Genomic DNA, 22,709 nt, shown 5'->3' on the forward strand with positions numbered 1-22,709 from the left:
CGTTATGCGCAAAATAATTTTTTCGTACGTGGCGATATTTGGAATTTTATTGTCAGGCTGTGAAATGCCGGATGATCCAAATTTCAGAACTTCCCATCGTATTGAGGCTCCTGTCATGTATAATAAAACGTTCCAGTTTATGGGGCAGGGACCAAACGTAATGATAGACACTACCTCTTCAGATTTTGATTCTCTCTTTTCTGTTGATGGAGATAATTTTATAACTATTTCGAAGCAAGAAAGTTTTGATTTCGGTGACCTGAATGACGCCATTCCTGCAGTAAATGTCACCCCAACATCATTTAGCACGGCAGTGGGGGAGATCGAATTAGGAAACTTCTCTTCCGGGGCAAACGGAAATTTAGGCGAAGCCAGTTTTGAGGATATAACAGGGTTGGATCCTGCAGCTGTACCACAAGGAACAACGATTCCTGCAGGTCAAACACCGACACCTGTTAACCTTCAGATCGGCGCCAATATGGATTATTTTGTTAGCGCAACGGTCAAGAACGGCTCAGTTGATCTTGCTATCACTAACAACCTTGGTTTTGATCTGGATGTTATTGATATCGATCTGAGATCAGGTAACACATTGATCACATCAACAACTATCAACAATGTAATACATGGTGCAACGACCACCGGGGTGTTGAATTTTTCACAGGGTGATGTGTTGCAAGATCTGAATGTGGATGTTTCCGTAACTTGGTCCACACAGGTTACTCAGGCTGATCCGGGTAACCTTATTATTGAAAACATTCAGGGTAATGATCTTGTTGCGTCTCAGGTTGAAGCAGCTGTTGAAGCACAAACTTTTGAAAGCAGCGATGTAACGGCTTTAGATGACACAGAATTCTTATTCAATACCCCTGACCATTATATTGAATTACAGTCTGGTGATATGCAGATCTCTGAGATCGTCAATAACATTGATATTACCGTTGAAACCATGTCGATATCATTTCCTGATATTCGAACTGCACCTTACGGAGTCGGAGATTCTTTGATCATAAATTACAGTGATGCTACAGAGATCACAAGAAACGGTTCTGCACCTGCCAGAAGCATAGACCTGAGTGGTTACCGAATTTTTGCTGAGGGAAATCAGATCGAATACAATATTTCTGCTTTAACGGAGAATACTCAGACCGGCAGCAGTTCTGATACCCGGGTGATCTCAGAAACTGATGACGTTTCAGCTACAGTCTCGATCAATAACTTACAGATCGCTAAAGCATTTGGGATGATCGTAACGAAAACGGTTCTTTTAAGTGATGATGATCCTGCTAACGGAATAAATGAACTGGATCTATTCAATAATACTGAAGCTGAATTGACTGAAATAGATGGACTTTCTGATCTTTCTGAAAAACTGGATGGGATCGAGTTTACCGAGCCAACCATCAGTATTGACTACACGACAAATCTGGAGGTTGGAGCCACAGTTTATGGTGCATTTTTGGGAATAAATTCAAAGGGTGAAGAAGTATTTCTGACCGGTGATCCAGGTAGTTCATATGAGGTAACCTCACCGGTTTCAGGACTTAATGTTAATGGAACTGCTTTAAGTGTCACAGAATTGATCAAATTTGGAATTGACACTAATACAGGCAGCGGTTCCATAACCTTTGATGAGTCGACAACAAACGTCGATGATTTCCTGAATAACCTGCCTGATGAGATCCGATTCATCGGAAAAGCTGTTGTGAATGAGGATAATGAGGAGGGTACGGTAATAACACCGGTTGAATTTGTCCCGACCATAAACGTGAATATACCGCTCGCTTTAAGAACCACACAGGCAGCCACCTTCACTGACACCACGGATCAGGACCTGAGCGATCTGCCATCAGCTCAAAACGGAGATGATAGCCGGCTCACTGAAGGTCGCATAATCATAGACTATACCAACGGACTTCCCTTACAGATAGATCTTGAAGTTACTTTACTGGATTCACTGCGCAATCAGATAACGAGCATTCAGCCCTTGGATTATTTAATGGCTTCGGGAATCGATCCGGGTACTCAGTTTGCCGATAATCCAGCTGCGGGTTCCATACCAATCCCACTAAATAAAAGTCAGCTGGATCAATTATATCAAACCAGATACTTGCAGATCTCAGCCTGGTTGTTGACAACTGATACCAATAATGACGGTACAGGAAATGAGGTAAAGATCAGATCTACAGATGCGATCACTCTGTCAGTGAGTGCAGATCTGCGCATCGAAACGGAGGTAAACTAATGAAGAGATCAGGATATATGAATACCCTACAAAAATTAGCCGTATTAGTGCTCCTTATTACCGGACTGCTGTCTGTTCATGCCAGTGCACAATCCCGGCATTTTAACGCTCAGTCTATAGGTATGGGTGGGGGAGGAACCGCCTATATTGATGGCTTCAATGCTAACTTTGTGAATCCTGCCAATCTTATGTTGGATACTCACAAAGGCAGAACCCAGATAGGGATAGCTAACACCGGTTTTAAAGCCGGAGGTACATTGGCAAATTTATCTGTGTATAATGATTATCTGACTACAGGTCTGTTAATTGACGATGAAACCCGTGAAAATATGCTTAACGATTGGTTTGGCGAAAGTTCTGCTAACACCAGGCAAATGGCAGGAACAGTGAATGTCTCTCCAATTGGGGTCTCACATCGCCGTTCGAAGCAAGCATTCAGTATTGCCACCAGGTTTAGGTTCACAGAAGACCTTACCGTTAACAAAGGCCTTGCTGAACTGATGACCTATGGTCTTGATGCGGATAAATTCTCGGTTCCAACACCTGTTGATTTCAGCTCCAGCACGGTAGCCTTTGCTGAGATCTCTTTTGGTTATGCCAGAAAGGTCCTTGAGATCCCGAATCTCCTTTTCGCCAGGGATGTGAAGTTATTTGCCGGTGTGGCACCAAAATATCTTTATGGTGTATATGCTGCCGATGCAGATTTTCAGTCTACCTTACAAATGACACGAGGAGGGCAGGCCTCGCCATTTACTGTCAATCACAACTTCAGTTACAGTCTGAACACAGTTGGTCAGCTTTCTCAGCAATTACAGGCTTTTGAAGCAGCTTACTATCTGGACAGCGATGCCAATATTGAGGATTATGTAGACTATGAGGGGGATGATGTCGGTGATTTAGATGCCTCCGGTTTTGGTGTTGACCTTGGTGCAACTTTGGAGATGGATGTGTCATATTTACCAATTCCATTATTTATAAATAAAGATAAAATCCTAAGGGTTTCTATGTCTATTACGGATCTTGGTTCGATCAGCTATAAAAAGACGCCGTCACGTATTTTTGCTGAGGGTGAATTTACTTATCAGGGTGCACAAAATGAGGATTCTTTTAATGATTACTTTGATAATCTGGGCGACAGTCTGAAAACAGATGTGTACGGAAACTTCAACGCTGAAGAAACCGATGGTATAACCCACACTTTGCCGGGAATGTATAATTTTGGGGCATCTCTGGAGATGGGTAAATTATTAGTTGGTCTCGATTATGGGTTTGGTTTCAATAATGAAGGCATAAACTCCAGAAGGAGTGTTCTCAATTTAGGCGCTCAGTATCGCCTTTTTGGTTTTGTACCTATACGGGCAGGAACAACCATCGGTGGATATTCTTCAGTTGCCTACTCTGCGGGAATTGGATTGGACTTTGATTTCCTTGAGTTTACAGTTGGGGCATCAACAGTAGCCAACTCCAGAAATTCAGGAAGCTCGGCAGCTGCGGCCTGGAGTGGGTTGGTGGTCAGATTTTAGAACATAAAAAGCCGGGTGAGCTGAATTAAATACTGTAAGAGCTCGTTAAATGGATCGAATAAAAGGACCCGTATGACGAGCTTCGCTATTTATGAATTCATTGCCTTGATAGTGGCGTTGCCGCTGAGCTATGCCATGGCTTGGTTGGCAAGAAAGCATACCTTTGCAACTTACAAGGATGAAGTAGACCGACTTTATTCAGCTATATGGAATGGAAATGAGGAAGATGAACTGAATGCCTGGCTGAAAGTATACAGTATATATTTGAATAAAAAAGCTCCCAGAAAAAAGCAGTATATCCTCAAAAAAATTGAAATTCTGAACAAGCAGAAGATATATAGCTCAGTCTTGGTTAATGAAAATGGCCGCCTTAAAAATGTAGCTCAACCCAATAAGTTTGATTCGGATCAGACTTAAACATCTGATGCGGTGACCATGATCACACCGGCTTCTTTCATCTCATTCATGGCTGTATCAACAGAACCGTCCATATCTATTCCTTTTACAGCGTCAGTGATGAGATTTACATCATATTCAAGTTTACGGCCATCAAGGGCTGTCCATTTAACACAAAAATCAGTGGCAAGTCCTGCGACATAAAGTTCCTTGACACCCCGTGCCTGAAGGTATCCGTGTAACCCGGTAACGGTAGACTGATCGTTCTCGAAAAATGCTGAATATGAATCGATATCTTTTCGAAAACCTTTTCGGATGATAAGCTGAGATGGTTTGTTTCGCAGATCTTTATGGAATTCAGCACCTGTGCTGCCCTGTACACAATGATCCGGCCACAAAACCTGTTCACCGTAGTTCATTTCGATCGTATCATATGGAGACTTTCCTTCATGAGTGGAGGCGAACGAATGGTGGTCTGTTGGATGCCAATCCTGAGTTTGAACAATGCAATCGAATGAATCCATCATATCGTTGATGGGTTCTATCACCTCATCTCCATTCGGTACGGCAAGTGCTCCTCCGGGACAAAAGTCGTTCTGGACGTCTACAATGATCAGTGCTTTCATAATTATCTATGCTTTTTTGAGTAATTCAATTTTCAGTTCACGCAATTGATTGCTTAATCCGACCTTATAAACATGCGGATTATCGAATCTCTTATGTTCGTCGTTCAGTTTACTAAGTCTTGATCTGGCATAACCGGCACTTTCAATAAGGTCTGGTATTTCGATAACCACTTTACCATTCTCTACAACTTTGTGTTGTAGATCCTCAGATCTGAGATGCCCGACATTGGTTGAGCGATGTGAAATGTAAGGGTGATAGATCACGTCTGGGGTATTCTCTTTTGCCAATGCAATACCATCACTGTAAAAGCTGCCATCCTGGTTATAATATCTAATGACCTTCTTCGCATCCGGTAAAGTGATCTTTTCTTCGTTTTCAGAGATCTTCAGTGTCGGGTTCCCATTTATGGAACTCAGCTTATAGACACCATCCAATGCAGGATCATCATAAGCTGTAACCAGTTTTGTTCCTACGCCAAAAAGATCGATCGGAGCTTCCTGATCAAACAAACTCTTTATCAGGTATTCATCGAGTTGATTTGAGGCGGCTATCTTAACATAGTCGAGCCCGGCTTTATCCAGCATCTCCCGGCTCTTTCGGGCAAAATATGCAAGGTCTCCGCTATCCAATCTGATGCCGACTAGTTTGTGACCTTTCTCTTCTAGTTCCTTGGCAACCTTGATGGCATTCGGAACGCCATTTTTCAGTGTGCTATAGGTGTCAACTAACAGTATAGAAGAATCCGGGTAATATTCAGCGTAGGTTCTGAAGGCAGTCAATTCATCCTCAAACGATTGAATCCAGGAGTGAGCCATGGTTCCGTTGATGGGGATGTCGTTTTGCATGCCGGCTAAAACATTCGAAGTACCTTCAAACCCACCGATCATAGCCGCCTTTGATGCCTGCAGACCACCCAGGCCCTGAGAGCGCCTTAATCCAAAATCGACCACTGGATTTTCACCTGCTGCCTGTTTGATCCGTGCTGCTTTTGTAGCTATAAGAGAAGAAAAATTTAGTGTATTCAGAAGAATGGTTTCCAATATCTGTGTTTCAACAAGAGTACCTTCAACTCTAAGCAAAGGTTCATTGGGAAAAACTACTTCACCTTCCTTAACTGAATGAATGGTAACTTTCAGCTCAAAATTCTTGAGGTAGGTGAGGAATTCCTCTTTAAAACCCTGAGTTCTCAAATATTCTATCTCATCTTCGTGGAATTTGAAATCCTGTACTATCTGAAGAAGGTCGCTTAGACCTGCAAAGATCACGTATCCACCATCAAAGGGAAGGCTCCGGAAAAAATAATCGAAAGTGGCAGGTTGTTCATGGCGTCCTGAGAGATAATATCCCTGTGCCATGGTCAATTCGTAGAGGTCGGTGTAGAGAGCCGGTTTTTTTAAGATCATGTTTATAAAATAAAAAGGCTTTCCGTAAAACAGAAAGCCTTTAATGGTTTTAGCAGAATTTATCCTCTGAAGTTTCTGCGCTCAACAATTTTTTTGATCTTCTTATTACCGATCCAAACCTTTTGGTTGGTTTCAACATTGACCAGTTCCATGTTGACTGTGTAAAAAACGGATACAGTTCGACCACTTGGAGTTTCATCAACAATAGAACTGATATTCCCGATCAGTATGAAATCGGCTCCAAGCTCCTGCGCCATAGCTTTCATAGTCTCTGTGGATGCATATTGTTGCTGTTCTGCACGTTCCTGACGTATTTCTTGCCGCTCATCGCTACTTGCTACCACGCTGACTGCTCCTGAATTGACAAAAGCGCGCTCAATTTCCTTTGTCATAACTTCGGTGTCAATATGTTCCATGCTTTCGTTTCTGACATTTCCCACAATAACAACAGGCTGTTTTTGATGTTCTCTGCTGTATTGATTCAGCCAGGGTTTTGTCATGGCGTCACTGATCATTTCCTGAGATACCATGCGGGCATCGGTTTCATTCCAGCGGCCGGAGAGGTCAGTGGTTTCCTGCGGATCTGTGCGGGTTACCTTGGCGGTTGGTCTGCATCCTGTGAAAAGGATCAAAAAAGACATGGTTAATAATATTGTGTATTTCATGATAATGCTGGTTGTGTTTATATTAAATTTTAATGTGAGTAAATGGATTCTACCAGCAACAGTTCATTCGTTCCTGAGACACGGACTTCATAGGTCTCCGAGTAAAGAGCAGAATTGTTGGCTGATACATATTCTATGTCAATTTCATGCATTCCTTCGGGTAATTTAAGTGTATTTACCCATGCTTTGCCGGGCATGGTTTGCCAACCACGCAGATCTGCTTTCTCAGTGGTTTCCTGACCGATCATACCTAAAACCTCCAACAGAAATCCCCAGTTCTTATGGTTCTTTTTAACACTTGAACTGATTAGGGTTGAGCCGGTTGCTTTTAATGTTGCACGAAGTAACGATCGTGTATATATAATGGGTTTCTTGGCTTGATAAATTTCAGCTGAAACTTCATCCATTTCTTCCACCAGATAAAGTGGGGTAATTAGAGAGTCAGACCTGGCTCGGATAGCATGCACGCGTGAGTTATACATTTTCAGTTTGGGCAGAGAAAATTTAACGTAAAAACTATCGTCATCTTCATCATTAAGCCATAATCTAAAATCTTCCTGTACTTTAATAGGGGCTTGCCCGGAAAAAGCAGTTATCAATACGTTGTAAGTTTGAGGTTCCTGAACGTGTTTCAAATTATCCGGGTCAGATTTCAGAAAACTCCCGAAGGTATCCTGTTCTCTCATGGCTGATGAAAACTTTTCATATTCGATCCTTGCATTATCGGGTTTGCCTGTTTTTGCAAATAACACAGAGGATAAAAAATGACTAAAAGCACTGTTCTGTACATTTACTTTGCCCGAACTCCACTCTTGGCCTGTACTGTCGGTTTTTGCAAAAGCTTCGACCAGCCCCTTTAACCGGATATCTAGTCTTTCCATTTTGTAGGCCATCCTGCGAGCTTCAACCAAAGCCGATTCCCAATCCTGCTGATGCATGAAATTCAGGCTTTTAAAGGCATTCAGGTACACATCTTCATATGGTTCCCCATCATACATAAGTGTATTGTCGTTGGTTAGGAAGGAACCGATACCACGACTGATACTTTTGGTGTAGGCATCTTCAATGAGATACTCAGCGCTGTTGAAATAGGTATTGGAGCTGTCATATTTACCTGCAAAATGGTATATCATTCCACCTTCAAGATTCTTCAGAACGGCATCTTTTGAACGATAAACCTCATCATTCTCAAATTTCCTGATCAACTCAGATGCATTTTCGTAATCACCTGAGGTAAATGAATTTCTGAGATCGGCTTGAGCATCATCCAGTACATAGGCGTGGCATCCGGTAAGTAAAATCAGTACACCAATGTAAATTAGGTGAAATCGGGCGCGATTTATGGTTATCTTTGCAGCCATTAAAAGCAGATGAAGTAGTTCTGTAAAAATTTGAGTTATAAATTGTAATGAATGTACGTGGATAATAGCCGATTGTTATATCACATGTTGGTGTTAGTGCTTTTTTTTGCACTATGGTCTTGCGCAACTCCAATGGCTCCAACCGGCGGGCCTCAGGACAAGGAAGGTCCCGTTATTGTAAATACGATCCCAGAAAGTGGGACGGTTAATTATTCGGGCAGAAGTTTTGAGTTTTATTTCGATGAGTTTGTAAACCGTAATAATGCCATAAATGCTATCACGGTAGAACCGGATCTGGGTATACCTTACGAGGTATCATGGAAGCGGAAAATGATGAGCATCGAATTTGAGAATGACTTTCCTGATTCCACTACGGTGATCATTAAGCTTGGCACTGAGATCACGGATACCAAGAATAATAAAATGTCTAACCCGGTTACCCTAGCTATATCAACAGGAAATGAGATCGACAGTGGTCAGATAATAGGCAGGATCCGGCTGGCAGAAACGGGTGAAGCCGCTACGGACGAAAAGGTACTTTTATACCGTCAGCCATTTGATCTGTCGAAACGAGCCACCTATCAGGCCCAAACCGATACAGGCGGTACATTTATTTTTTCATATCTGGCTGAGGGCAATTACAAAGCTTTGGTTGTGGATGACCGAAACCGTAACAAGATATGGGACAGGGAAAATGAAACTGCCTACCCTTTCTATGATGAGATTATAAATCTTGAAAAATCAGCTACAGATACTCTGGATGTGGTCTATACGGCTCAACCAGATACCATAAATCCGGTTTTGCAGGGAGTGGGATTGTTTTCCCAAAACAGAATGAGGCTCAGGTTCAGTGAGAATATCACAACTGACAAAGAAGCTTCTTTCAGTATTGTTGACAGTCTTGAGAACATGTACACTTCAGCGTATCCTCTATATATATCAGAAGATGACCCGTTTGTTACATTTGCTCAAAGTGATGCGCCACTGCTTGAAGGGGTTACCTATAAGATCGATCCCGAAGGAGTAACAGACCTGGCAGGAAATGCTCCTGATTCCGGCTATGTTGAATTTACGGGAACAGCTCAAGAGGATACAACACAACAGCGTATAATCGGCAGGGATCTTGACAAGGATCTGTTGGTCAATGACCCGATCACTATTGTGTATGCGGCGCCGATCACTGAACCGGAGATCATTGATTCTCTGGTAGTGATCGAAGGTGATATTGATTTTGATGACTGGCCTGAAGTAACAGTCGAGGGTAATCGTCTGATAGTAAGTCCTCAGGAGCAATGGATAGAAGGAATTGATTATCAATTTTTGGCATGGAATCCTATCACTATGAGAAGGCAGTTGTTTGAACCGAATATCTGGGATTCAACAGAGTACGGAGATATTGACATTATAATTCGTGACGCTGACTCGACTCAAAGCCATATTGTTAGCCTCGAGGATCCTACAGGAAGAGAAGTAAGATCTTTAAATTTCAGTGAGCAAATAACGATCACAGACCTGCCTCCGGTAAGTTATACTTTAAAATTATTTCGGGATGAAAATGGAGATCAGGTCTGGAATATGGGAAATGCGGATCCCTACCGTGCCCCTGAAAAATACTATGTCCAGCAAAATATTAACGTTCAAGTAGGTTTTACATCTGAAGTTCAAATTACCTTTGATTAGACAAATATGAGTGACTTATTCTCAAAATATATAGATCCTGTGTTTCATCTTCCTATTCTTGTAGGGGTGATCATTTTTCTAACCATTATTGTTGCGTCGATCACTACACGCATTATCAATCTGATGATCAAACGAAACCAGGCGGCTGATGATAACGAAGACGTAACAAACCTTGTATTTTTTAAGCGGTCTGTTATTGTTTTGATCTATTTAACAGGCATCAGTTTTGCCATTTATATGATACCTCAGTTGCGGGTTATTGCAGCTTCATTACTTGCCGGTGCCGGATTGTTTGCCATTGCCATAGGTTTTGCCTCACAGGCAGCGTTAGCGAATGTGATAGGCGGATTATTTATCGTTATGTTCAAACCTTACAAAATTGGTGATCGAATCCAGGTCAGAACGGACTTGAGTGGAGTGGTGGAAGATATTAACCTTCGCCATACCGTTATCCGAAATTTCGAAAATAAGCGCATTATCATCCCAAATTCCGTGATCAGCAATGAAGTGGTCGTTAACTCTAATTACGAAGACAACAAGATCTGTAAGTGGATCGATATGGGCATCAGCTACGATTCGGATGTAGACCTTGCGAAATCCATCATGAAAGATGAAGTTCTGAATCACCCGCTTTTTGTGGATAATCGAACGGAAGAACAGATTGAAGACGGAGAAGAAATAGTTCCTGTTCGCGTAATTCTAATGGGAGAATCGTCGGTTAATTTACGAGCTTGGAGTTGGGCTGAAAGTCCGCAGGATGCCTTTTTAATGGGTTGTGACCTTCTTGAGAGTATCAAAAAACGCTTTGACAGAGAAGGGATTGAAATCCCATTTCCACATAGAACACTGGTTTACAAAGAGCCGAAAGATAAAGGCTCAGATCCCATGCCCTGATATGTTGGGTGGTTTAATAAACAACGTAAACAAGCATCGAAAATCCCTCAACAAATCGTTATATTTTGGAACCGCTTCCAAACAATAAGAAATTAAGTTATGTCTGTAGAAACGAAGTCTAAGTCATCAAAGAAGAAAAAAACTGAAGAGAACGGCGTACTGAACACACAGCCGTATCAATCAAAGAATAAGGTTCGTTTTGTTACGGCTGCCAGTTTGTTCGATGGGCATGATGCCAGTATAAATATTATGCGCCGTATTTTGCAGAGCAGTGGGGCCGAAGTGATCCATCTTGGACATAACCGTTCAGTGCACGAGATCGTAAATTGTGCCATTCAGGAAGATGCGCAGGGTATTGCTATCAGTTCTTATCAGGGCGGACATGTTGAGTATTTCAAATATATGATCGAGCTGTTGGAAGAAAATAATGCCGGCCACATCAAAGTGTTTGGCGGGGGTGGCGGAGTGATCGTTCAGGAAGAAATTGAGGATCTGCACAATGCCGGGGTTACTCGTATTTTTTCTGTAGAAGATGGCAGTAAGATGGGGCTTCAGGGTATGATCAATTTTATGCTGGAAGAGTGTGACTTCGATCCGATCGAAGTAAAAAAACCGGATATGAAGCAAGTAATGAAGCAGGATGATGGTCAGCTTGCCCGAGCATTGACAGCAATTGAAAACGATCACACAGATGTCTTGACTTACAAGGACGGAAAACTGATCGATGAAAAGGATAAAGTAATTAAGGTAAGTGACAAGGTCATCCCGCTGGTTGGTATCACCGGAACGGGTGGTGCAGGCAAGAGTTCACTCACCGATGAATTGGTGCGCAGATTCCTAACTGAGTTTGAAGACCTGACCATTGGAATTATTTCTGTTGATCCGTCTAAAATTAAAACAGGTGGAGCCTTACTAGGCGACCGAATCCGTATGAACAGCATAGATACTGAAAGAGTTTATATGCGCAGTATGGCGACCCGGGCTTCTAACCGGTCAACCAGTAAGGGGTTGTTGGGCGCCATTGAACTGTATAAGACTGCCGGGTTTGATCTGATAATTGTGGAGACCTCGGGCATTGGCCAGAGCGGAACCGAGATCGTGGAATACACTGATATTCCAATTTATGTGATGACCAGCGAGTATGGTGCTGCCACACAGCTTGAGAAGATCAATATGCTGGATCTTGCAGAACTTGTGGTACTGAATAAATTTGAGAAAAAAGGCTCGCTTGATGCATTGCGTGATATTCGTAAGCAAATGATCCGCAATTCCGGCAGATGGCACGCAAAACAGGAAGATATGCCTGTGTACCCAACCATAGCTGCTCAGTTCAATGACGAGGGCGTTAACCGGTTATTTAAGGCTATTGTAGATCACATCAACGACCGATATGAGATCGGATGGGAAACCAAGATCTATACAGATCCGCATCCTGCCGAAGATATTCAAGCCCAGGCTATTATTCCCGGGAAACGTGTTAGGTATTTATCTGAGATCTCTGAAACAGTTCGTGATTACCATGAGTGGGTAGAAGAACAGGTGGATGTTGCCTCAAAACTGGATCAGGTTTCAGGAACCATAGATCAGCTTGAAAACTGGAATCCTGATGAGAAAGGGATCATGAAAGAGAATCTCTCTCAAATGCGTGAACATTGGCTGGCTAAACTCGATGTGCTTCCCAAGAGGATCATTGAAGGTTGGGATGAACTTTTTGATCAATACACCCAGGAGCATTTTGAGGTCAAGATCCGCGACAAGACATTCAAAAATAAATTATATCGCGAATCTTTGAGTGGATTGATGATACCGCGCGTTGCCCTCCCTAAGACAAAACACAAAGGTGAACAGCTTAAGTTTGCATTGAAAGAAAACCTGCCGGGTTATTTCCCATATACTGCGGGTGTATTTCCATTCAAAAGGGAAGGCGAAGATCCGACGCGTATGTTTGCGGGTGAAGGAACCCCGGAACGCACGAACAAACGCTTTCACTATGTAAGTGAAGGTATGCCTGCGGCTCGGTTATCAACAGCTTTTGATTCGGTGACTCTTTATGGAGAAGATCCAGGTTACAGACCCGATATCTACGGTAAGATCGGAAACTCAGGGGTGAGCATATGTACGCTGGATGACATGAAGAAACTGTATTCAGGGTTTGAACTTACCTCTCCTAAAACATCGGTATCTATGACCATTAACGGTCCGGCGCCGATGATACTGGCCATGTTCATGAATACAGCCATTGATCAGGAAGTAGAACGCTACCTGAAAGAAAATGGCAAGTGGGATGAGGCCAAAAAGAAAGTTAAAAAGTACTTCAAAGAAAGAGGCGTGAAGCCACCTGAATACGGTATTGAGATACCTGCCGGCAGTGACGGTTTTGGTCTTGGTTTACTTGGTATTACCGGAGATGAACTGGTAGACAGGGAAACCTATGAGAAGATCAAGGAAGATACATTGAATGTGGTTCGGGGAACCGTTCAGGCTGATATCCTAAAAGAAGATCAGGCACAAAATACCTGTATTTTCTCAACTGAATTTGCCCTGAAGATGATGGGTGACATTCAAACTTATTTCACTGAGCATGAGGTTAGAAACTATTATTCAGTGTCCATTTCAGGTTACCATATTGCTGAAGCCGGCGCGAATCCAATTACTCAGGCTGCCTTTACGCTGGCAAACGGATTCACCTTTGTGGAATACTATCTGGCAAGGGGATTGGATGTGGATGAATTTGCTCACAACCTTTCATTTTTCTTCAGCAATGGACTAGATCCGGAGTATGCCGTAATAGGTCGTGTTGCGCGAAGGATCTGGGCTATAGCCATGAAAGACAAATATGAAGCGAATGACCGCTCTCAGAAACTGAAGTACCACATTCAAACAAGTGGTCGCTCCCTGCATGCTCAGGAAATTCAGTTCAATGATATACGTACAACATTGCAGGCATTACTTGCTATCTATGATAACTGTAACTCTCTGCACACCAATGCCTATGATGAAGCGATCACGACACCGACTGAAGAATCGGTTCGGCGGGCTCTTGCTATTCAAATGATCATTAATAAAGAAATGGGGACGGCCAAGAATGAAAACATCAATCAGGGTTCCTACTTTATTGAAGAACTCACCGATCTGGTTGAAGAAGCCATCCTTACTGAATTCGACCGTATTACAGAGCGCGGTGGCGTATTAGGGGCGATGGAGAATATGTATCAGCGTGGGAAGATACAGGACGAAAGCCTCTATTATGAATCCAAAAAACATTCGGGTGAGCTTCCAATAATTGGTGTGAATACATTTCTGAGCGATAAAGAAAGTGAAGAGGATGAAAAAGAGGTTGATCTCATTCGCTCTACGGAAGAGGAGAAAAGGCAACAGATCGAAAATCTGGAAGCTTTCTGGAAACGAAACGAGAAAGATGCGGAAGAAGCGATCGCCCGACTTAAAGGAGTAGCCCGTAACAAAGGTAATCTGTTTGAAGAACTGATGGAAACCGTGAAGGTTGCCTCGCTTGGGCAGATCTCTCACGCACTTTACGAGGTGGGTGGGCAGTACCGACGAAATATGTAGTTAGAATTTCGTTGATCAAAGTTCTGCTAATCGAAGGTGTGTATGGTTCGCTATGGATCAAATGACCGATTAGTGGTGGACGATTTATTCTGTAGAGGGTATTATTTTATTCTGCATACAAAAATGAATTAATTAAAATAGCGAGCCTTCATTCAGAAGGCTCCTTTTTATGTCAGAAATTTTTTAAATAGAATAAAATTTAGTTGATTTAATTCCAGTGTCTTTGAAATTCAAAACAAGATTGATCGATCAGATTTTAAAAGTATCAAACTGGAAAAAATTATCCACGTCTAAGGTCAAGTTTGATTGACTGGAATCTGTTTTCTTTAAAATACTTTTTGAATTTGTTGACCTACTTATAAAGCTTATCAATAAGGTCCTTATCTCAAAGTAATAAGACCAAATCCCACCTTTAAATCTTATATACACAGTAAATTTTCTTAACAATTGATTAATGATTTGTTGACACTAAATAAATTGCTTTAGAAACCATAAAACGGCTTTTTAAAGTCAGAAAAGCGGTTACAGTTGTACTGTATATACATTGTAAATATTGATATTTCGCGACTCTGATGCTAATCTGATCACAGATGATGCGAACTTAAGAAGTATCAACCCCATCATAAGTATAAATGAATGAACATGACTAAATAAATTAGATATGAAAAAGCCCATCTTTCTACTCCTTGTATTACTGGGTCTCTCTACTGCAGTAATGGGTCAATCAGAACAAGTCACCGTAGAAAAAACCCAAGAGGGTTGGCAACTGCTTGTTGATGGTGAACCTCAAATAATTAACGGTATGAACTGGGACTATTTTCCAAGAGGTACAAATTATGCCTACAGTTTATGGGATCAATCTCCCGAGTTCATACAGCAAGCTCTTGATTACGAAATGGCTTTGCTTAAAAATATGGGTGTGAATGCCATTCGTGTTTATACAGGCATTCCAAAACGTTGGATCACCTATATATATGAGAATTACGGTATCTATACCATGCTTAATCATTCCTTTGGCCGCTATGGACTGACCGTGAACGGAGCCTGGATGGCAAACACAGAATATTCTGACCCAAGGGTAAGAGAACTGCTTTTAGGTGAGGTTACTCAGCTTGTTGAAGAATATCAGGATACTCCGGGCTTGTTGCTTTTCCTATTGGGTAATGAAAATAACTACGGTCTATTTTGGGGTGGGGCTGAAACAGAAGATATACCGATAGAGGATAGACAGTCTACCATTCGTGCCCGCGCCATGTATGAGCTATTTAATGAAGCGGCTGTTCAGATGAAACAGATCGATGACACACGGCCTATTGCAATTGCAAACGGTGATCTTTTATTCATGGATCTGGTTGCAGAACTGGTACCTGATATGGACATCTTTGGTACCAATACCTATCGTGGTATGACTTTCACCGACCTATATGAAAGAGTTGAAAATGAATATGGAAAACCTGTTTTACTTACTGAGTTTGGTTCAGATGCATTTAACGCGAGAACACTGCAGGAAGCACAAGGAGCACAGGCAAATTATTTATTCAGCAACTGGAAAGAAATTTATAGTAATGCCGCCGGCATGGGTGGAACTGACAATTCTATAGGTGGTTTCACATTTCAGTTCAGTGATGGCTGGTGGAAATTCGGACAGACAGAGAATCTAGATGTACATGATACCAACGCCTCATGGGCAAATGAAGGATATCAGTTTGATTTTGAAGAAGGTGAAAACAACATGAACGAAGAATGGTTCGGGATCATGGCTAAAGGCCCCACCGATCTTGATGGGTTCTATGAGCTCTTTCCAAGAGCGGCTTATTATGTACTTAAGGATGTACACCAGTTTGATCCTTATGAGCAGGGTGCAGGACCTGAAGATCTTGAACGACACTTTGAGAGTGTTTCTTTGATTGAAACTGAATTAAGATCAAACGTAGACGATTCATTTGTTGGGCCTCCAAATTCCAGTACCCTGTTTCCACAGACAATGCTTGTGGACTATGTAAGAGTCTATGAAGAATAAGTAGCTGACTATTAAAAATTAAAATACTAAAACAGAATTATTTCAATTTATCGTGTCTATTAGCCTTCAAAAAATAAATAGCGACCATTGGTTCAAGATCTCAGAATTTGATGAAATGAGACCTTTTTTCATGAGCATTGTAAGTGATTCCAATCACTGGATGTTCATTTCAAGCAATGGAGGGATTACAGCCGGACGTAAAAATGCTGATCACGCTCTTTTTCCATATTACACCGATGACAAGATCACGGAACTGGCCCATACCACCGGCAGTAAAACCATCTTTCAGGTACCCGTGGATGGTGAAAAATTGATCTGGGAACCATTTTCGGTGAGATATTCAGATCGTTTTGAGATCACCAGAAATCTGTATAAGAATAGGTTTGGAAATAAGGTGATGTTTGAAGAGATCAATCATGACCTGGGTTTAAAGTTCAGTTATCAATGGAATTCCACAAATCTGTATGGATTCGTTAAGAAATCCCAATTGACCAACCTAACCGATCAGCCCAAAGAACTAACGCTGCTTGATGGTATCCAAAATATAATGCCTTACGGAGTTAGCAGTGATCTTCAGATGAGATCCAGTAACCTGGTAGATGCTTACAAAAGAAATGAACTGGAGAAAGAATCAGGTCTTGGTATTTATGCTTTGAGTGCTATTATTGTTGATAAAGCCGAACCAAGTGAAGCTTTGAAAGCTAATATCGCGTGGTCACTGGGGCTTGAAGATGCAAATCATCTTGTGTCCTCATTGCAACTCGATAGTTTCAGGAATTTGGAGCCACTCACGGAAGAAACGGATGTAAAAGGAGAAAAAGGGGCATATTTCGTAACTAAGGATCTGAAGCTGGCAGGTAATTCTGAATCTGAATGGTCGATCATTGCGAATGTAAACCAAAATCAGTCTCAGGTCATTGAACTAAGCCGGGCTATAAATTCTGACGATAAACTTTTGGAAAAAGTTGAGCAGGATGTTTTTCGGGGTACAAATAAATTATTGGAACTGGTAGCAGGGGCGGATGGTATACAGCTAAGTAACGATGAGCTAATGGATGCCCGTCATTACTCCAACACACTCTTCAATATTATGAGGGGCGGCACCTTCGATCATAATTACAGGATAGAGAAAGACGATTTCACCAAGTATCTGCAAAACGCGAGCAAAAAGGTATATCAAAGCAATGAAGATTTTTTGAATAATCTTGACGACCATTTTGACAAGAGCGAGCTGGATGAGTTACTGGATCGATCTGAAGATCTCGACCTGATCCGACTTGGTAAGGAATACCTACCACTGAAATTCAGTCGCCGCCACGGTGATCCAAGCCGGCCGTGGAATCAATTCTCCATAAATACCAACAGTGAGGAGGACGGTTCAAAGATCCTTGATTACGAAGGTAACTGGCGGGATATCTTTCAAAACTGGGAAGCCCTGGCTCATTCGTATCCCGGCTTTATCGAGAGTATGATATTTAAATTTTTGAACGCATCTACTTTTGATGGGTATAATCCTTATCGGGTAACCAAAGGTGGGATCGATTGGGAGGTATCTGATCCTGACGATCCTTGGTCCTATATCGGATATTGGGGTGATCATCAGATCATTTATCTTCTCAAATTTCTGGAATTCTACAAAAGTCATGTAAAAGCGGGTTTATCAGAACTTTTTGAAAATGATCAGTTTGTGTATGCCAATGTACCTTATCGCATAAAGTCGTATGAGGACATAGCTAAAGACCCCAAGGATACTATTGAATTTGATGAGGAATCAGATCTGGAAATCCGCCAAAAGGTGGACGAAACAGGCGCGGATGGGGCCTTACTTGGCAGCGATCAGGAGGAGATTCACCACGTAAACTTTACAGAGAAGATCTTTGCAACATTATTGGCTAAAGTATCCAATTTTATACCTGAAGCTGGCATATGGATGAACACGCAACGGCCTGAGTGGAATGATGCCAACAATGCTTTAGTAGGTAATGGGGTATCGATGGTCACACTCTATTATTTGCATCGATTCCTGAAGTTTTTGGAGCCGTTGGTTGAGGAGCTTTCCCAAAATAATATCAAGATATCAGAAGAGTTGAAGATCCAGTTTGAGGATATCTCTGATATACTAAAAGGCCATAATGATCTGCTGTCCGGAAATATCAGTGACAATCAACGAAGAGTCATAACGGAAGGTTTAGGTAAAGCCGGAAGTGATTACAGAGGTAAGATCTATGCCAATGGGTTTAGCGGTAAAAAATCAGAATTAGAAGTCGGACAGATATCTGATTTCATTACAATGACACTGAATTATCTGGAACACTCCATCCGGGCTAACAAACGTGATGATGATCTCTATCACGCGTATAACCTAATGAGTTTCAACGAAGATGGCATAAATATCTCTTACCTGGATGAAATGCTGGAAGGGCAGGTTGCAGTGTTAAGCGCAAACTATTTGACCTCAGAACAATCTCTTTCTGTGTTGGATGCTTTAAGGAAAAGTGCGTTATACAGAGAAGATCAGCAAAGTTATATACTGTATCCAAATAAAGACCTGCCGGGTTTCCTTGAAAAGAATAACATACCAAAAAAGCAGGTTGAAAGATCAGAGTTACTTAAAAAGATGCTGGCTGATGGAAATAAAAAGCTTATAAATAAAGATATTGAAGGTGGTTATCACTTTAATGGCAACTTCAGGAACGCAAGAGACCTGAAACAGGCATTGAATGAACTCAAAACCGGGCCTTATGAAGAACTCGCAAAGCAAGATGAAGATCTTGTCCTGTATATTTTTGAGGAAGTATTTGACCATAAGGCTTTCACCGGTCGTTCAGGTACATTTTTTGGATACGAAGGGTTAGGATCCATCTACTGGCATATGGTTTCAAAGCTACATCTTGCAGTCGAGGAAGTATGTGAGCAGGCAGTTGAGAATGAATCTGATGAGGATATCCAACAGAAATTAGCTAATCACTTTGAAGAGATCGGTGAAGGCATTGGTGTTCATAAATCTCCTGAAGTGTATGGGGCCTTCCCAACGGATCCTTATTCACACACTCCACAGCATCGTGGGGCTCAACAACCGGGAATGACGGGACAGGTAAAAGAAGATATACTGGTCAGAATTGGGGAGTTGGGATTAGACGTTAAGAAAGGCGTATTGCATTTCAATCCCACTCTCCTAAAAAAAGAAGAATTCACTGAAAGTGTTCAAACACTCAATTTAGTATCGCTCAGCAAAGAGAAGTATAAATTGACCGTTCCAGAAAATGCACTTGTATTTACTTGCTGTCAGGTTCCGATTATCTACCAAACAGGTGAATCTGAAAGTGTAGAAGTGATACTTAGTGATGGTTCGTCAAAAACTTTTGACCAATGCTCACTTGATGAAGAAACAACCCGCCATATTTTTCAGCGATCGGGTATTGTTAAGCAGATCAATGTTTTACTCAATAAACACAAACTTCGGTAACCAAATTAGGAATCATGAAAAACTCACTCACTCATCGTTTATTCGCTTTTATGATCCTTTTTGGTACCGTTCTAACGATCGGTTGTAATAACGAATCCGGCGAAACCAAAAATACAATCAAGGTGACAGCAGAAGATATACTATCAGATCCCATAACATATCCTGCTATTTCATATAGCGGTTACCGCGAGCTAACCCGAGACAGTGTACCAAGTATCCCCGAATTGAAAGAAGACATGAAGATCCTTTCTGCAATGGGTATTAAGATCGTCCGCACTTATAATGTTTACCTCGATGCTGTTCCCAGGTTGTTACAAGCCATTAAAGAAATGAAGGAGGAAGACCCGGATTTTGAGATGTACGTGATGATGGGAGCCTGGATCGATGCTAAAAATGCATGGACGGATAAACCTAAGCGCATTCGGGATGCAGATAGTCCCCGCAATGCTGAAGAAATTGAAAGGGCCGTCGCATTAGCCAATAAATACCCTGACATTGTAAAAGTTCTAGCTGTTGGAAATGAAGCGATGGTTCACTGGCAAACCGAGTATTATGTAGAACCGGGTATCATTCTTAGATGGGTGAATCATCTGCAGGATCTGAAAAAATCAGGTGATCTGCCTGAATCTCTTTGGATCACAAGTTCTGATAATTTTGCTTCCTGGGGTGGCGGTAGCAGCAACTATCACAAAGAAGATCTGAATAAGCTGATCAAAGCTGTTGATTACATTTCTATGCATACCTATCCAATGCACGACACTCATTACAATCCTGATTTCTGGGGGGTACGTGATAATGAAACGGATCTGTCTGACATGGAAAAAATTGAAGCCGCTATGGAGCGAGCCCTGGAATATGCAACCTCACAATATCAGAGTGTAGTTGATTATATGGAAGATCAGAGTGTGAATAAACAAGTACACATCGGTGAGACCGGCTGGGCTACGGTATCAAACGAATTTTATGGTGATGAAGGAGCAAGAGCTACGGATGAATTTAAAATGGCCCGTTATCACGATATGATCAGGGACTGGTCTGAAGAAAACGGAGTATCTGTATTTTACTTTGAAGCTTTTGATGAAAAATGGAAAGATGCTCAAAATCAGCTCGGTTCAGAAAATCATTTTGGGTTGATCAATCTGCAATCACAGGCAAAATATGTGCTTTGGGATGAAGTGGATGCAGGGATTTTTGATGGGCTGACCCGTGATGGAATACCGATCACCAAGACATTTAACGGCAACGTTGATTCGCTTATGCAAACTGTAAAAGTGCCACCAACGGATGCTGAAATTCAAGCAAGAAATAATAAGGAGGCTGAGTAATAATTATGACTTCATCAGTTCAATATATAACACTGTTAGCTTTGGTTTTTATAATGGCAAATTGCAGTAATATGAATTCACTGGAAATAGAGGTTTATGAAACTTCAGAGAGTGGTAACCAGCTCACAAAAGTGGAGGAGTTCTCTCCTGCTGAAACAACGATCAATGTGACGCTTGATCCGTCTGAAACCTTTCAGGAGATCACCGGATTTGGCGGGTCTTTCACTGAGTCATCTGCCTACTTGTTGAACCAGTTGAGTGAAGAGAATAGAAACAGGATCCTTGAAGCATATTTTGGAGACTCGGGTGCACGTTACTCTCTCACCCGAACTCACATGAACTCAAGTGATTTTTCATTGGGTAACTATTCGTACGCACCGGTTCCTGGAGATACTGAACTTGAAAATTTCTCTATAGAAGAGGATCGGGGTGATATCATTCCCATGATCAAGGATGCTATGGAAATTTCTACCGATGGTTTCAAGATCATTTCTTCGCCGTGGACAGCTCCACCATGGATGAAAGACAATAATGACTGGAAAGGTGGTAAACTGCTACCTGAATATTATGATACCTGGGCCCTGTTCTTCTCAAAATACTTGAAAGCCTATCAGGAAGAAGGTATCGACATTTGGGGAGTCACTGTTGAAAACGAACCGTTGGGTAACGACAGTAACTGGGACAGTATGCATTACTCTCCGGAAGAGCAGAATGAATTTGTTAAGAATCACCTCGGTCCAACTCTGGAACAGGATTGGCCTGACGTTAAACTGCTTGGGTATGACCAAAATCGACATGAAGAACTCATTGAGTGGGTAGACGCCATGTATGATGACGAGGAGGCTGCCAAATATTATGACGGAACCGCAGTTCACTGGTATGCCAGCACTTTTAAGATCTTTGCAGATGAGCTTCAATACGCTCATGAAAAAGCTCCTAATAAGTATCTGATCCAAACGGAAGCCACCGTGGATGCTGAGGTGCCTAAATGGAGGAATGATGAGTGGTATTGGTCAAAAGAAGCCACTGACTGGGGATATGATTGGGCCCCTGAAGACAGAAAACATCTTCATCCCAAATATGTCCCGGTTTACCGCTATGCCCGAGACATGATAGGTACGCTGAATAATTGGGTGGATGGTTGGATCGATTGGAATATGGTGCTTAACCGCCAGGGAGGACCCAACTGGGCAGAAAACTGGTGTGTGGCTCCTGTGATCGTTGATCCTGATCAGGATGAAGTTTATTTCACGCCACTTTATTACACCATGGCACACTTTAGCCGGTATATAAGACCGGGAGCCAAAAGAATAGGATTTGATAGAACTGATGATGAAGATCTGATGCTTACAGCGGCTGAAAATCCGGATGGGTCAATAGCAGTATTACTCCTAAACGAAAGTGAAACACCCAAAGAAATTATGCTTGAGCTGGAGGGCAGATCAACTGATTTCACAATACGTGGAAAAGCAGTACAAACCGTACTCATTCCTGTAAGGAACTAACTGAAATTAAAGATTTGAAACTTTAAAAA

14 protein-coding genes are annotated in these 22,709 nt (G+C 41.9%); 10 read left to right on the forward strand and 4 right to left on the reverse strand.

The window, feature by feature from the left end:
• The first annotated feature begins 4 nt into the window (after positions 1-4).
• From ACKGJO_RS03200 to ACKGJO_RS03210, 3 genes are all read left to right on the forward strand, one after another.
• A complete protein-coding gene (locus ACKGJO_RS03200) occupies positions 5-2,245 on the forward strand; it encodes a hypothetical protein (RefSeq protein ID WP_411321952.1) in 2,241 nt (746 codons plus the stop codon).
• Between the two features lie 17 nt (positions 2,246-2,262).
• On the forward strand, positions 2,263-3,768 hold the full coding sequence (locus tag ACKGJO_RS03205; protein ID WP_411321953.1) for a DUF5723 family protein: 1,506 nt from the start codon (positions 2,263-2,265) through the stop codon (positions 3,766-3,768).
• A gap of 72 nt (positions 3,769-3,840) precedes the next feature.
• The gene (locus ACKGJO_RS03210; protein ID WP_411321954.1) at positions 3,841-4,185 is read left to right on the forward strand and encodes a hypothetical protein; all 345 of its coding nucleotides are present in this window, start codon (positions 3,841-3,843) and stop codon (positions 4,183-4,185) included.
• Here the strand turns inward: ACKGJO_RS03210 and pncA are convergent.
• From pncA to ACKGJO_RS03230, 4 genes are read right to left on the reverse strand one after another with little or no spacing between them, the layout of a single operon-like run.
• Entirely contained in the window at positions 4,182-4,790 is a 609-nt protein-coding gene (gene pncA, locus ACKGJO_RS03215; RefSeq protein ID WP_411321955.1) for a bifunctional nicotinamidase/pyrazinamidase, read from the reverse strand. The two genes, ACKGJO_RS03210 and pncA, sit on opposite strands and share 4 nt — an antisense overlap.
• Positions 4,791-4,796: 6 nt before the next feature.
• Positions 4,797-6,194, reverse strand: a complete 1,398-nt coding sequence (locus tag ACKGJO_RS03220; protein WP_411321956.1) for a nicotinate phosphoribosyltransferase — start codon at positions 6,192-6,194, stop codon at positions 4,797-4,799.
• A gap of 59 nt (positions 6,195-6,253) precedes the next feature.
• A complete protein-coding gene (gene lpoB / locus ACKGJO_RS03225; protein ID WP_411321957.1) occupies positions 6,254-6,859 on the reverse strand; it encodes a penicillin-binding protein activator LpoB in 606 nt (201 codons plus the stop codon).
• 29 nt (positions 6,860-6,888) lie between these two features.
• A complete protein-coding gene (locus tag ACKGJO_RS03230) occupies positions 6,889-8,220 on the reverse strand; it encodes a COG3014 family protein (protein WP_411321958.1) in 1,332 nt (443 codons plus the stop codon).
• Positions 8,221-8,277: 57 nt separating this feature from the next.
• On the opposite strand from ACKGJO_RS03230, the gene ACKGJO_RS03235 reads away from it, so the two are divergent.
• The 7 genes from ACKGJO_RS03235 to ACKGJO_RS03265 all read left to right on the forward strand — a co-directional run bounded on the left by ACKGJO_RS03235 (position 8,278) and on the right by ACKGJO_RS03265 (position 22,680).
• Positions 8,278-9,900: an Ig-like domain-containing domain gene (locus tag ACKGJO_RS03235; RefSeq protein WP_411321959.1), complete on the forward strand. Its 1,623-nt coding sequence runs from the start codon at positions 8,278-8,280 to the stop codon at positions 9,898-9,900.
• Positions 9,901-9,906: 6 nt separating this feature from the next.
• Positions 9,907-10,794 carry a mechanosensitive ion channel family protein gene (locus tag ACKGJO_RS03240; protein ID WP_411321960.1) on the forward strand — a complete coding sequence of 296 codons (888 nt, stop codon included), beginning with the start codon at positions 9,907-9,909 and terminating at the stop codon, positions 10,792-10,794.
• Between the two features lie 99 nt (positions 10,795-10,893).
• Complete coding sequence (locus ACKGJO_RS03245) at positions 10,894-14,364, forward strand: methylmalonyl-CoA mutase family protein (protein ID WP_411321961.1); 3,471 nt, start codon at positions 10,894-10,896, stop codon at positions 14,362-14,364.
• Between the two features lie 661 nt (positions 14,365-15,025).
• On the forward strand, positions 15,026-16,384 hold the full coding sequence (locus tag ACKGJO_RS03250; RefSeq protein ID WP_411321962.1) for a glycoside hydrolase family 2 TIM barrel-domain containing protein: 1,359 nt from the start codon (positions 15,026-15,028) through the stop codon (positions 16,382-16,384).
• 130 nt (positions 16,385-16,514) lie between these two features.
• Positions 16,515-19,850 carry a hypothetical protein gene (locus ACKGJO_RS03255; RefSeq protein WP_411321963.1) on the forward strand — a complete coding sequence of 1,112 codons (3,336 nt, stop codon included), beginning with the start codon at positions 16,515-16,517 and terminating at the stop codon, positions 19,848-19,850.
• A 14-nt stretch (positions 19,851-19,864) separates the two neighbouring features.
• Positions 19,865-21,175, forward strand: a complete 1,311-nt coding sequence (locus ACKGJO_RS03260) for a glycoside hydrolase family 17 protein (protein ID WP_411321964.1) — start codon at positions 19,865-19,867, stop codon at positions 21,173-21,175.
• Between the two features lie 71 nt (positions 21,176-21,246).
• Complete coding sequence (locus tag ACKGJO_RS03265) at positions 21,247-22,680, forward strand: glycoside hydrolase family 30 protein (RefSeq protein ID WP_411321965.1); 1,434 nt, start codon at positions 21,247-21,249, stop codon at positions 22,678-22,680.
• Positions 22,681-22,709: the final 29 nt, after the last annotated feature.

Source organism: Gracilimonas qinghaiensis, from assembly GCF_046602855.1.
Taxonomy (GTDB): domain Bacteria; phylum Bacteroidota; class Rhodothermia; order Balneolales; family Balneolaceae; genus Gracilimonas.